General features: G+C 39.5%; 10 protein-coding genes. 6 read left to right on the top strand and 4 right to left on the bottom strand.

Annotated elements, in window-relative coordinates:
* Positions 1 to 149: 149 nt before the first annotated feature.
* The 6 genes from B1A85_RS05300 (at position 150) to B1A85_RS05280 (ending at position 8,038) form a co-directional block, all read left to right on the top strand.
* Entirely contained in the window at positions 150 to 3,527 is a 3,378-nt protein-coding gene (locus tag B1A85_RS05300) for a filamentous hemagglutinin N-terminal domain-containing protein (protein WP_104545836.1), read from the top strand.
* Between the two features lie 120 nt (positions 3,528 to 3,647).
* Positions 3,648 to 5,381 carry a ShlB/FhaC/HecB family hemolysin secretion/activation protein gene (locus B1A85_RS05295; protein ID WP_104545835.1) on the top strand — a complete coding sequence of 578 codons (1,734 nt, stop codon included), beginning with the start codon at positions 3,648 to 3,650 and terminating at the stop codon, positions 5,379 to 5,381.
* Between the two features lie 392 nt (positions 5,382 to 5,773).
* A complete protein-coding gene (locus tag B1A85_RS05290; RefSeq protein WP_104545834.1) occupies positions 5,774 to 5,953 on the top strand; it encodes a hypothetical protein in 180 nt (59 codons plus the stop codon).
* 312 nt (positions 5,954 to 6,265) lie between these two features.
* Positions 6,266 to 6,409 (top strand): hypothetical protein, encoded by a 144-nt coding sequence (locus B1A85_RS23840; RefSeq protein ID WP_168192348.1) that lies wholly within the window; start codon positions 6,266 to 6,268, stop codon positions 6,407 to 6,409.
* A 59-nt stretch (positions 6,410 to 6,468) separates the two neighbouring features.
* Positions 6,469 to 7,026 carry a hypothetical protein gene (locus tag B1A85_RS05285; RefSeq protein ID WP_104545833.1) on the top strand — a complete coding sequence of 186 codons (558 nt, stop codon included), beginning with the start codon at positions 6,469 to 6,471 and terminating at the stop codon, positions 7,024 to 7,026.
* Between the two features lie 28 nt (positions 7,027 to 7,054).
* A complete protein-coding gene (locus B1A85_RS05280; RefSeq protein WP_104545832.1) occupies positions 7,055 to 8,038 on the top strand; it encodes a lipase family protein in 984 nt (327 codons plus the stop codon).
* Between the two features lie 135 nt (positions 8,039 to 8,173).
* Here B1A85_RS05280 and B1A85_RS05275 read toward each other — a convergent pair whose 3' ends face one another.
* Genes B1A85_RS05275 through B1A85_RS05260 form a run of 4 tightly spaced genes read right to left on the bottom strand, consistent with a single transcriptional unit; the run spans position 8,174 to position 13,131 of the window.
* Entirely contained in the window at positions 8,174 to 9,757 is a 1,584-nt protein-coding gene (locus B1A85_RS05275; protein WP_104545831.1) for a hypothetical protein, read from the bottom strand.
* Positions 9,758 to 9,777: 20 nt separating this feature from the next.
* Positions 9,778 to 10,704, bottom strand: a complete 927-nt coding sequence (locus tag B1A85_RS05270) for a glycosyltransferase family 2 protein (RefSeq protein ID WP_104545830.1) — start codon at positions 10,702 to 10,704, stop codon at positions 9,778 to 9,780.
* Between the two features lie 27 nt (positions 10,705 to 10,731).
* A complete protein-coding gene (locus B1A85_RS05265) occupies positions 10,732 to 11,655 on the bottom strand; it encodes a glycosyltransferase family 2 protein (RefSeq protein ID WP_104545829.1) in 924 nt (307 codons plus the stop codon).
* 12 nt (positions 11,656 to 11,667) lie between these two features.
* Positions 11,668 to 13,131: a lipopolysaccharide biosynthesis protein gene (locus tag B1A85_RS05260; RefSeq protein ID WP_104545828.1), complete on the bottom strand. Its 1,464-nt coding sequence runs from the start codon at positions 13,129 to 13,131 to the stop codon at positions 11,668 to 11,670.
* Between the last annotated feature and the right edge of the window lie 16 nt (positions 13,132 to 13,147).

Below are 13,147 nucleotides of genomic sequence, written 5' to 3'. Positions count from 1 at the left end.
GCAATAGACTCGCTATATTAAGTTGCTAATTCCCATAATGACGCTTAAGAAAATATTTATTTGAGGTAAATAAGGATACAAGTATAATCTGAACCAAATCATCCTAATTCAGATCCGAGTCATTAATTTGTTAAGGCAGTATACTCGTGATGACTAACAGCGCAATTGGTTGTGGATTGCAGCTAGGGCAAATTGTGGCAATTGTGGGAGCGATCGCGCTTTCACCAACTTGCGTCCAAGCCCAGATTACCCCAGATACCACGCTTGGTAGTGAAAATTCGGTGGTAACACCTGATGTCGTCATTAATGGGACTTCGAGCGATCGCATTGATGGTGGTGCAATTCGCGGCGCTAACCTATTTCACAGTTTCCAAGAATTTAATATTGATGCAGGAAGAGGCGCTTACTTTAGTAATCCTGCGGGAATTGAAAACATTCTCAGTCGAGTTACAGGAAACAACGCTTCTAACATCCTGGGTACACTTGGTGTTTTAGGTAATGCCAACCTATTCTTGATGAATCCCAATGGTATTATTTTTGGGGAAAATAGTAGTTTGAATGTTGCAGGCTCTTTTATTGCAACAACGGCTAATGCAATTAAGTTTGGCGAACAAGGTTTATTTAATACATCAAGTCCTAATGTGCCTTCATCACTTTTAACAGTGAGTCCTTCAGCATTTCTATTTAATCAAATTAATATTGGTTCTATTGCAAACAAATCAACAGCATTAGCAGGTTTAGGTCTAACAGTTCCAGTTGGTGAAAGTTTACTACTCGTTGGTGGAGATATTATCGCAGATGGCGGTCAAATCGTGGCTTTTGGTAGTGTTGAGCTTGCAGCAGTGGCAGGAATAGGAACCGTAGGCTTAGAACATAATGGCAGTAATTTTAGTTTGTCAGTTCCAGATGATTTACCTAGGGCTGACATTTTTTTGACAAATGCAGCAGGGTTTATTGTTTCAGGTGGTGATGGAGATCTTACAATTCACACCCATAATCTTGATTTGTTAACTGGGAGTTCTATCGGTTCAAGCTTATTACCAAGTCAGGGAAGTACCAATACTAAAGCAGGGAATACCTTAGTAGATGCAACTGGCTTGGTCAAGCTTTCAGAGCAAAGCTATATTGCTAGTAGGGGTTTGCCTGGTTCTATAGGTGATAGTGGTGATATCAAAATCGTTGCTCAATCGCTAAATCTAGTAAATGCATCTCAAGTTGCTTCCGCAACTGCTGGACAGGGAAATGGAGGCAGCATTAATATTCGAGTTACAGACACAATTTCTTTATTAGGAAGAGGTAGCAATGGCAATGCCAGTGGTATATATAGCACTGTAGGCTCTGCTTTGTTTGGGTTGGCGAGTAATGGCAGTGGTGGTGATATTAATCTTCAAGGGCGATCGCTTTTCCTCAGCGATGGTGCTTTGATTGTCTCAAGTACAATATTTGCTGGCAATGCAGGCGATATTCAGCTTCATGACTTTGATTCGATTGTCATCGCAGATAATGCAGGAATTTCAGCAGCCACGTTTGCTAACGCAAAGGGAGGTAGTATCGATATCGAAACGCGATCGCTTTCTTTACTCAATGGTGGTCTGATTTTTACATCTACTCTTGGTCAAGAGCGTGGAGGCAACATTCGCATTTCTACAGACTTACTCTCAATTGCCAACAATGGACTGATTGAAGCTGACACTTATGGACAAGGCAATGCAGGTGATTTAAAAATCGAGACTAACCGTTTGAGTCTGGATAGTTCTCGAATATCTGCTTCTACTTCTAGTAATGGAAATGCAGGCAATCTAACAGTTCATGCTTCAGAATCTGTGGTTCTGAATGGGGAAATTGCTGGCGAAAATGAGGAGACTGGATTTCCTGGTGGTTTGTTTACTCAAGTTAACCCAAACACAGGCGCAGGAAGTGGAGGTGACTTAACTTTAAAAACTCCACGCTTGAGCATTAGTAATGGTAGCAAAGTGCAAGTCGCTACTTTTGGGCAAGGAGATGCAGGCGAACTTAAAATTGATGCTGCTGATATACAGATATTCAATACTCTTGAGCCTGATTTCTTTACGGGTATCTTTGCTGGTATTTTACAAGATCCTCGTTCTCAAGTCCTTCCCAGAGGTGACGGAGGCAAAGTCACAGTTACAACTGAACGACTGAGTATTCGAGATGGTGGACGTGTCGAGGCTTCAGTTTTTGGTGAGGGAAATGGTGGCGACATATTCATTAACGCCAAAAACTTTGTAGAAGTTGTCGGTACAAACGAGAATAACGCACCCAGTTTTTTAGGGGCTGATGTTGCTCCACCGGAGGTGTATACCCCTGCCAGCCCAGAAGCCATTACAGGTAATAGTGGAAATTTAACACTTCACACACAACAGTTAAGCGTTAGAGATGGAGGTAGAGTATCAGTTTCTACTTATGCACGAGGAAACGCAAGAGAGTTACGCATACAAGCTAACGATTTAGTAGAAGTCATTGGAACTGCTAATAAATTACGCAGTACTATTAGTGCTGGTGTCGAAAGAGGGGCAATTGGTAACGGTGGAGACCTCACCATTACAACTGAACGAATGAGTGTAAGAGATGGAGCGCGGGTATCGGTTCAAACTGATGGTACAGGTAGTGCCGGAACATTACAAATCGATGCACCAGGTTCTTTAGAAATAGTAGGAACTTCGGCTGATGGTTCAAGAAGTGAATTAAGTGCTGCTGTCAGTTCAAGTAGTAGTGGTAGAGGTGGTAATTTAAAGATTAGCACGGGACAGTTAAGGATTGAAGAACAGGGACTTTTGACGAGCCAAAGTCAAGGACAGCAAAACGCTGGAAATATTGAACTTCAAGTACAAGGCACATTACAAGCCAATAACGGAGAAATTTCGACTAGTGCTTCTCAAGCTAGTGGTGGGGAAATATCCATTACAGCCCAAGATATCCGCCTACATGGTGACAGTGACATTCAAACCAATGTTGCTAGTGGTACTGGTGGCGGTGGTAACATCACCTTAAGTGCTAACTCAATCCTCGCATTTGATGATAGCGATATCCTCGCCTTTGCCCAAGATGGTCGCGGTGGTAATATTGCGCTTAATACCCCTGTATTCTTCGGTGAAAACTTTCAACCAGCCGCAGTTAATAGCAATCCAAATACTCTAGATGGTAATAACCGTGTTGATATTAATGCCACTGGTGCAGTCGCAGGTGTTGTTGATATTCCTGATGTTAGTTTTATCCAAAATAGCCTGACAGAATTACCTACAAACATCCTCAATACTGAAACTCTAGTAGCAAATAGTTGTGTAGCGCGTAGTCGCAATCAAGCAGGCAGTTTCCTTATTACAGGCACTGGCGGTTTGCCAAGTCGTCCAGGAGAGCAAGCTGCTTCTACATATTCTACTGGTAGTGTACGTTCGATACCAGATACAAGCTCTCGTACATGGCAACTAGGAGATCCTATCGTCGAACCGCAAGGTGCCTACCGCTTGAGTAATGGGCAACTAATTTTGAGTCGCGAGTGTTCTTAGTTATTCTTAGTTCTTATTAAAAAGTATAACAAAGAACATTTTTTATGCGGCATTTTAGTGTATAAATTAAAGCTAAAAAATAATAAAAAATCAGCAAAAATACTGAATAAAATTTAATAAATGAAAATTAAGTTTCTTAGTGCACTCCAAACTGAGAAGGGAATCGCGATCGCTCTCAGTATCATTCCCATTCTCATCACCAGAAGCGTTCTAGCACAATCTCCCCCACCAGGAACCACGCTTCCACCCGATACGCCAGAAACTATCGAACGCACCATTCCGCAACCGCCACAATTACCACAAACGCCGCCGCCACAACTTCCATCACCCGCACCTAGGCTTGAAGTTCCCCCAACTCCATCACCAGAAGTTCCTCCACCCACAGGCGATCGCTTTCTTGTCAAGCAAGTAGAAGTACTAGGAAGCACAGTTTTACAAAACGAAATTGCTGAATTAACTCAAGCTTTCACAAACCGCGAAGTCACTTTTGAAGATTTAATTCAACTGCGTACTGATATTACTCAGCTATATATCAATAATGGCTACGTTACCTCTGGTGCTTTTTTACCTGTAAACCAAGATATTACTGGCGGTGTTGTCACAATCCAAATCGTTGAAGGCGAACTCGAACGAATCGATATTGATGGATTACAAAGGTTGCGTTCAGAATACGTGCGATCGCGTTTAGAACTTGCAACAAAACCACCCGTCAACCAACAACGCCTAGAACGCGCATTACAACTATTGCAAATCGATCCCTTAATTCGTCAAGTCAATGCAGAATTAACTGCGGGTAGTACTCCAGGGCGCAACGTTTTGCAAGTCAGTCTACAAGAAGCTCCTTCCTTCAGTACTGGTGTCACTACCGATAATCGTCAGTCTCCTAGCATTGGTTCGCTGCAAGCGAGTGTATTTGCAACGCACAATAATTTATTAGGATTTGGCGATCGCTTGAGTGCAGAATACGGAATTACCGAAGGACTCAACATTTACGACATTAACTATACAATTCCTGTCAATGCGAGTAATGGTACGCTGGGCGTGCGCTACGGAAACAGCGATAGCCGTATCATAGAAGATGCTTTTCGCGAGTTTGATATCAAAAGCGACACTCGTACCTTTTCATTGTCATTTCGTCAGCCAGTATCACAAACTCCTACCAACGAATTTGGACTATCTTTAGCATTCGATCTCCGTCGCAGTCGTACATTTTTAGACGGTCAACCATTTTCTTTTAATGAAGGACCCGATAATGGCGAAGCGAGAGTTAGTGTAGTACGCTTTGCGCAAGATTGGGTAGACCGCGGGACAATACGAGTTTTAGCGGCGCGATCGCAATTTAGTTTTGGTATCGATGCCTTTGATGCAACAATCAACGATACTGGTACTGATGGTAGATTTTTTAGCTGGTTAGGTCAATTCCAATGGGTACAACAATTATCACCTAGAATTGTTGTACTATCTCGAATCGATGCACAGTTGACTCCAGACTCTTTACTTTCACTAGAAAGATTCGGTCTTGGTGGAGTCGATACTATACGCGGCTATCGTCAAAACGAAATTGTTGCAGATAATGCCATTTTAGGTTCAGTAGAAGTTCGCGTTCCGCTGACATCCGATCCAAACATACTACAAATTGCACCATTTGTTGAAGTTGGTACAGCCTGGAATAATCGCTTTCCCAATCCCGATCCTGCAACGCTTGCTGGTTTAGGATTAGGTTTACGCTGGTTAGTTAGCCCGAATCTAGCACTCCGCCTCGACTACGGTATTCCCTTAATTTCTGTTGATAACCGAGGTGATTCACTACAAGATCGAGGTCTTTATTTCTCACTACGCTATCAACCATTTTAAGCAAGGCAGCTTGCCTAACCAATGTAGTTTTCGGCAATCCAAATTACATAATTGTGCACTAACTATGCTCAATATTGGCAACTAAGTTTGTGTAAAAGTCTAATGCTTCTCTTTAAATCAATCTTTATTCTATAAATCAAGCTCAAAGTTACTAGATGAACAAAAGCGGACATCTTCTGAGTTAAATACATTTGACTTATTACAGCGATACTAGGAGATAAAAATGAACCGTCATTCTTTATTTAAGTATTATCTTAGGATTAGCTAGCACCATTGCTGTAAGTTATACTGCAAACGCTCAAACTACAAATCCAAAGCTTAATAACTTATTACAACAAGCTAATGCAATAGCCAGTGACAGTCAACAATTTATTAACCAGTTTGAAGCTCGATTGCAACAACAGGAAGCTATTTTACAGTATTCCTGCTTTCAATTAGGAAATTCACAAGCTTGTGTTGCGCTACAACAATTTTATCAGCGTCGTATGCAAGGCTACGATGCTAAAATCAACTATTACAATAGACTACAACAAAACGGTTGGGCTGATAGTTTTGGAACATTTGGAAATTAAATAATTTCCTCTAAGTGAACAGGGCTATTTCATTTTAGCCCAAGCGTGTTGTTTCCCTTAAGCTGGCAGTGTCCTTACTCCTCTTCAATGAGGGAAACCGCAGCAATTTGCTTATCGAATTCGTGCCTACTAAAGAGTGGAAAACAAAATGCATTATGTACGTGACGTGATGCAGAGTGAAGATGCTTCCAGAATCCAGTTTGTATTTCTACCACAATGTGGGTTCGGTTTCAAACAATTGAAGTCTACTTTTAGAGTGAAATAGCCCTGGCAGGATATGACTATCAAACCTTAGACAAAGTTGCTAAAGTGATGAGTACAATGTGGCAAGAACATCCTTGGACAGTTATGCGAGCATCTGAACTGTTTAAGTGGGTAGAAACTGGCGCATATAATCGAGTATTGCAAAAACGAGACTGGCGACAGCAGAGGCTTAGAGAAGTCCCTATTTCTTAAGTTGCAGCAGCTGAAAGAATTTCTATTAAGCACTACAAAACAATATCAGTTTGATTCAAATGATTGCTTACCACGATCGCGACGGACATTTGTGTCGTCCTTACCCTCAATACGTTCCAAATTGGGAAAATCTTACTCCATACCAAAGAGGAAATCCATTCTATATTAAAGCTCCAGATCAACAGCAACTTTTACCAGGAGTTAAGCAACTACTTAGTACCTACAAATACAATTTTGTCGTTAGTAATCAACGTTGGCATTCTGGCGAGAAAACGATAGAAGATGTTGTGATGGAAGCTAGATGGCTAATGTATCAATTGCCTTTAAATGGCTTTTGCTTCTGCTACGACTCTGGAGAAACGGCTTGGTTGTTAGAAGATGCTGATAGCTCTCCTATTTTACTGTCATCACTTTACCCACACCTAATTGGTACATTTCGTAAACCACAAGCAGGAATGGTCAAAGCTTTACAACTACACTACAACATTCCGCCTGGAACACCTCAAATTTTGATTGGCGATCGCCTCACAGACCAAGCATGTGCGATCGCCGCGTCAATTGATTTTCAATGGTCAGATATTGCTCGCGGTTATCCCGATCCAGCAACTCGAAACTAATTTATTGTCCTATTAATTTTACTTGCATATGCGTACCGAAGTATCTGTTAGTTGCAGCCGCAGACGCGCGCTTGAAATGGCTTGCCTTACACAACTTGCTTACGTCGCTCTCAATCAAAATACCACAGTTGTGCGTAACATATTAACCTCTGGGTGTTTGCCATTTATTCAAAAGTACCAAAAAATTGAATTTCTCAACCTCGATCAGAAGCCTGGTTTGGTCGATGAAAGTGATTGTTGTAGTTTTGTGCTATCCACACAAACAGAAATTATTATTGTTATTCGCGGTTCACAAAAGATTGAAGACTATTTTTATGACCTTCTAATCGTACCTAATGCACAAGGTATTCATTCAGGATTTGAATACTACGTTGAACAGCTTTGGAACCAGCTACAAGAAATCTTGCTAAGAGAAGATAATGGTAAGAAGGATATTACTATTACTGGACATAGCTTAGGAGGAGCAGCTGCAATATTAATTGCCAACAAACTCAATCAGCTAGGATTTAAGCCTATTGCTCCCCATATTTTGGAAACTTACACATTTGGTTGTCCACCTGTATGCACAGGAGAAATTATATTATTTGATACTCCGTTATATCGATTTTGTAATTCTGGAGATTTAATTCCTTATTTACCACAAATTCTTGCTATTACTATCAACAGTCTTCCTTTTTTAAAGCAAATGTTAGATACGCGGATACCACAACTTTCTACCATACTTGTTGGATACACTCATTTTGGTTACGAATATTTTATTGAAAGTAATTACAAAGTTTACAGAACAAATAATTCTACCAATACGCTACGTTGGCGATTAATTCAATATCTTAGAAAAGTTGCTCAAAAACTAAAAAAGCAAAACCTACTTAGCCTAAATTGTCAAACCTTACTCAAACAACTCATAAAGATAGTAGTAGAAGCATCTTTATACGAACACAGAGCAACTTGCTATGTAGAAAGACTAAATAAAGGAATACTTCCTCCTTGGATATTGCCAGAATATAGATAAAAGTTATTACTTGTTACTTCAATAATTATAAAATTTCACAAGTTATTAATCACTTAGTCAATCATACAGTTGACTTTATTTTCTATTCATTATACATAGTAATAACTAGCTACTATAAATGGGGCTCTTCAAAGTTTATTTCTTGAGAGCAGTATGCTTATTTGTTAATGAATACAGGTAATAATTTTCTCCATGAACAATACTTTGGCTTGACTGAAATAGAGGTGAAATATTGAACATTTTATAGGCTTGGTCATAAAGCGCATAATTAAGAATCAAGAGAATTGGTGTATTGTTCTGGGTTACAACACTATGTAACCTTTGAATAAACTCTGTTTCATTTAAATCTTCTCTTTGATTCCAAGAAATAAAACTGCCTAAGTTGTTACTTTCCAAATAGAATAGCTGACGATCTAGCAAAGCAGAAATTGGAGCTACCGCATAGTCTTTACTTCCAACAATTAATTTATTATCTAATTGCTGACTTTTAATAAATTGAGCAACTTCCTTACTAGCAGAAAAAGGATGTATTAAATCCATACTAAAGGCAAATACACTAGCTAATACATGAACGTACAAGATAGTTGTTAAAATTTGATACTTATATTTGGTGAAAAAATGTGTAAACTTAGGTAAACCTCTTTGAGTATAACGTCTAGGATAGTAGCTAGTAAGCCATAAACACGCTATAAGTAAAATAAAGAGATGACCGTGATGTCTTAGATATCCTGAAAACTTAGTATATGTGAATAATAAAATACCGAAAGTTCCTGAAGTATATAAAAATAATACGATTGGCTTACGAATAAAAATCACTATAGAAAATATTAATAAAATCAAAGAAAAGAACAATGCAATTACTCTTAGCGAACCAGCACCTTCAATAAGTAAGTTAGTATTCCAAAAATGATCTTCCAAAAAGTTTGGCAGTGGTACATAGCTTCTCCAAACTGTCATTAAAACATAAGATAAATGTTTAATAGTATTGATTAAATTATTAGATTCACCAAAGTTTTGCGTGCTTCCTGTAAACTTAGCATCAGCAGGAGGAATTATTTGTAAAAGTGCCACTGCATAGCCAAAAAGTAAAATAGCAAAGCTTATAAGGATATTTTTGATTCTATATCTAAAATTTTCTAGGAAATAGCTATTGCTGATAAAATCAACTATCAAAGTCAAAAACAAGCAAATAGAAATAATAAAACTATAAACATTAGTATTTGCTAGTATACTTAGGAGAGATGCAAGAATAAAATAACTTTTTTTGCGAGTGGGAAAAAATTTGCAAAATAAAAAAATGAATAATATACCTAGATTGTAGTTACGGCTGATAATGCTATATTCATAAAAGGGAAAATAGCTAAATGTAAATAAAACTTTGTGTAGTTTATTAAAAGGCGAGAATTTGACAAAAACATAAATGTTAATCGTAGCTATTATAAGATGAAATAACTGCATAGCAGTTGGATTATGCGTAATTCGGCTTATGAAGTACAAATTGAGATGCCATAAACCTGGATGTCCTTCGTATCTGAGATTGCGGAATAAGTCAACTATAGATGTACTGTCCCTAGCAATCAACCATGCTTGAATTTCATCTAACCACACTTCATGATTAAGAATCCCAATAAGACTAACAAAGAAAAATAACAATACGAGCCAAAAAGTAAATATAGAATCTTTGCGAGAAAAAGGTAAGATAGTTTTTAATACTGACATCAGCTTTAGGTAATTTAGTTTTAGACTACAGTTTGTGAGGCAATAAAAGACTTGGATTTTTGATTAAACCGTTCCCAAAAAAATCCAGCAATATTTGCTATTTGAGAGAGAACGAATAAGGCAGATACTAGAACAGAATGATGCGATCGCACTAATAACGGATATCGCAACAAGTTAAAATAAAACGAGAGTGGTTCAACTTTAATTCGTTCTACATTACGCCGAGAACGTGCTTGGTGGAAACAAAAAGCGCCACGTCCATAATTAAAGTGCTGACGCCAAAATGACCGCAATGATAATTTGTGCGCGTGGTAAACTTGAACTTCAGGAGCATAAAGCATTGAGTAACCGTAGTGTAAGAGGCGATCGCAAAACTCTCGATCCTCGCCTGCGGCTAACGGAAAAGTCGTATCAAAACCACCTAAAGTACGAAATAGTTTCGCAGACAAAGCAAAGTTGTTAGAAGCAAAAAACTGTGCTTGTTGTGCAGTAGAGTTGTAATAAGCGTATAAATAATCAATCAATAACTGACTTGCCGTTGAAAATAGGTTATTGGGTAAAGCATTCAACGTCTTTCCACCAATCAAAGACTCTGGCGCTGTTTCAAAGCACTTCTCTAGGGCGGTTAACCAAGTGGAAGCTGGCGCACAGTCATCGTCAGTAAAAACAAGAAACTTCCCGTTAGCTTTTGCAGCACCATGATTGCGTGCTGTTGCTGGACCTGAATTAACTTGCTTCAATAGTGTCAGCGTCAATCGTTTGCTAAAAGGCGCAACAACAGGTTCTAACGACATAGGACTACCATCATCTACAACAATCACCTCAAAGCGATCGCGTGGATAATCAAGTTGGGCGATCGCGTGTAGACAGTTTTTGAGGCGATCGGGACGAGCATAAGTAGGAATAATAATAGAGAATAAAAGTTCTTGATGCGTTGATGATGTCATAAGCTAGCCTCTAAGTTTTTACAAAAACTACTCTCTTGCTGAATCTCCACCAAATTTCAATCGCATTTTCTCCCAAGCACTCACGTATCGAATAAAAAACATGACAGAAGAAACTTTTGCTTTTTGTGTGAAATTTTCTAATCTGGAATCCAAAAATACATTTAATGTAAAATTTAAAGGCGGTGTGAGATCTTGAAATAAGCTAACAAAAAACTTATGATTTCTTTCCCAAAATGTCTTAGAAGTTTTCACTTGTAAATCATAAAAACCACCAGCGTGTCGAATGCTTCTTTTATACAGTTCACGCCAAGAAGATCTAGCCGGATGAGCTACACAGGTATCTTCTGCATAAACTTGTTTATAACCATATTTAGCTACACGCTGTCCCCATTCAACATCACCACTCGATTTTAAGCTAGCGTCAAAAACTCCTACTTGCTCAATCACACTTTTCCAAGTAAAAACATTTGCTGTTGCACCGTAGTGATGTTTTTCAAGAAATTCTCGCTGCGGTAGAGCCATAATACTTTCATAGAGTTCTACTGCTGTTAAGCGTTGTGGATTTTTGAAAAAGATTTCTATCTTACCTGCGACTAAGCCACAGTTTGGCGTTCCTACAAGATTTCTGACGCCATTTTCAATCCAATTTGGTGCAGGAATACAATCAGCATCTGTAAAGGCAATAACTTCACCTTGCGCGTGCGATATGCCTTTATTACGCGCCGCATAAGAACCTGGAGAACGTTCGTAAACAGTCTTTGTCTGTTTAAACTGAGCAACTACACTAGCAATATTTTGTTCTGGGTCAGAAGCATTGTCAACTACAATAACCTCATAGAGTGTTTGCGGATAAGTTTGTTTTTCCAACGCGCTTAGACAAAGCTTTAAGCGCTTAGCATCATTAAATACTGGAACAATGACAGAAACAAATAATTTTGATTCGTAGGACATTAGTAATCAAGATTAGTGCGATTTTTGATGCTTTAATTTGGACTTAATCAGCAAAATAATTTGATAAATTTCAGCTTGGCTAAATTCACCGAGTAACCAGAAAAATAAAGGAATTAAGAGTGTAATGCCGAATAGCTTCAGTAATAGTAGTAAACCCTGCGTCGGTACAATTGCTGCGATAGTATAGACACTTGCACAAATTAAGCAACTTCTTGCTACCGTGCTTGCAGGAGGAAGTACGCGTAAAAGATGGTAAACTGCCCCAACTGTCACGGCTGCGCCGAATGTGGCGCATAATGTAAATACCCAAGCTGCGCCAATTGCACCCCAACGAGGAATAACTAATGTATATCCCACAACGGCTAAAGGAACTAATGGTGCAGTTAGCACAAAAGTCCAATTAGGTTTACTTGCAGCAGTTAGAATGGCTGTCGTTGTTGAAATCATTGCTAACGCGATCGCGCCAAAAATTAAAATGGCTAATAATGGTGCAGTTGGTAAGAATGCATTGCCAAAAATTAATTGCACGATTTCTGGCGCAGCACCAGCAATAATTCCAGCGACGGTTAACATCGCAGCGATCGCGCGCAACGCATTTTGACTCATCTTTTTTGCCGATGCTATGTCACCGTTGTGCAGAGTACGACTAAGACTAGAAAGCAAAAGTGGTGAAAACGAGAGAGAAAAAATCCCTGGAATTAATGATAAGTTTTGGGCAGCACCATAAAACCCTGCTTCGGCTGCGGTACCGCCGAGAACTTTCAGCGCAAACAAATCAAGTTTGTCATAAAGACGCATTGACAGCGCAAACATAAACAGTGGTACAGCATAGTTAGCTAATTGCCGTGCGGGAAAACTCGAGCGAGTCAATAGCGAAGGGCGAATGTAGCAACGACTAATTGCGAGTTCGACAATTGAGGCTCCGATTGTACTCAGAATTGCTCCAGGAATCGAAAGCCCTAGCTCAACTAAGAGTAAAATAAGCAGCAATCGTGCAATCCAGCGCCCAGCAGTAGCGTTCGCGCGTTGATTAAAACCACCAACACCAACCAGGATACTGCGGTGTGCATACGCCAAGCAAAATAACGGTATATCGATCGCAAACAAAATTAAATACATCGCGATCGCCCGCTCGTCGAGTAAATTAGCAATTGGATAAGCACACAACCAAACGAGTAACATCGCCGCGCAACCCACAGCCAGATGTAACCGCAGTACTGTCGTTGCGACAGGATGCCAATCATCAGCTTCGCCCACAAACTTAATCGTCGTGCGAGTAAAAACCGACGTTACACTCCACTCCACCCAAGCAATCAGCGTTGCAGCCAGTGTAAATAAACCATATCCTTCAGGACCAAATTGCCGCGTCAGAAAGCCCGCAGTTACAATCCCTGTTGGTAACAACAACGCTTCTGCTAAAAAAATGCGGATTGTTCCACCTAGAATATGTTGACTTTTTGCAGCAGAGTAATTCATGAGCAACACAAAAATC

Source organism: Chroococcidiopsis sp. TS-821 (genome assembly GCF_002939305.1).
GTDB lineage: Bacteria > Cyanobacteriota > Cyanobacteriia > Cyanobacteriales > Chroococcidiopsidaceae > Chroogloeocystis.
This window is presented reverse-complemented; position numbering and strand designations above follow the sequence as displayed.

Bases quoted from the DNA above. Each gene is read 5' to 3' on its own strand.
- B1A85_RS05300 (WP_104545836.1), top strand. From the start codon at position 150: ATGACTAACAGCGCAATTGGTTGTGGATTGCAGCTAGGGCAAATTGTG.
- B1A85_RS05295 (WP_104545835.1), top strand. From the start codon at position 3,648: ATGAAAATTAAGTTTCTTAGTGCACTCCAAACTGAGAAGGGAATCGCG.
- B1A85_RS23840 (WP_168192348.1), top strand. From the start codon at position 6,266: ATGAGTACAATGTGGCAAGAACATCCTTGGACAGTTATGCGAGCATCT.
- B1A85_RS05285 (WP_104545833.1), top strand. From the start codon at position 6,469: ATGATTGCTTACCACGATCGCGACGGACATTTGTGTCGTCCTTACCCT.
- B1A85_RS05280 (WP_104545832.1), top strand. From the start codon at position 7,055: ATGCGTACCGAAGTATCTGTTAGTTGCAGCCGCAGACGCGCGCTTGAA.
- B1A85_RS05275 (WP_104545831.1), bottom strand. From the start codon at position 9,757: ATGTCAGTATTAAAAACTATCTTACCTTTTTCTCGCAAAGATTCTATA.
- B1A85_RS05270 (WP_104545830.1), bottom strand. From the start codon at position 10,704: ATGACATCATCAACGCATCAAGAACTTTTATTCTCTATTATTATTCCT.
- B1A85_RS05265 (WP_104545829.1), bottom strand. From the start codon at position 11,655: ATGTCCTACGAATCAAAATTATTTGTTTCTGTCATTGTTCCAGTATTT.
- B1A85_RS05260 (WP_104545828.1), bottom strand. From the start codon at position 13,131: ATGAATTACTCTGCTGCAAAAAGTCAACATATTCTAGGTGGAACAATC.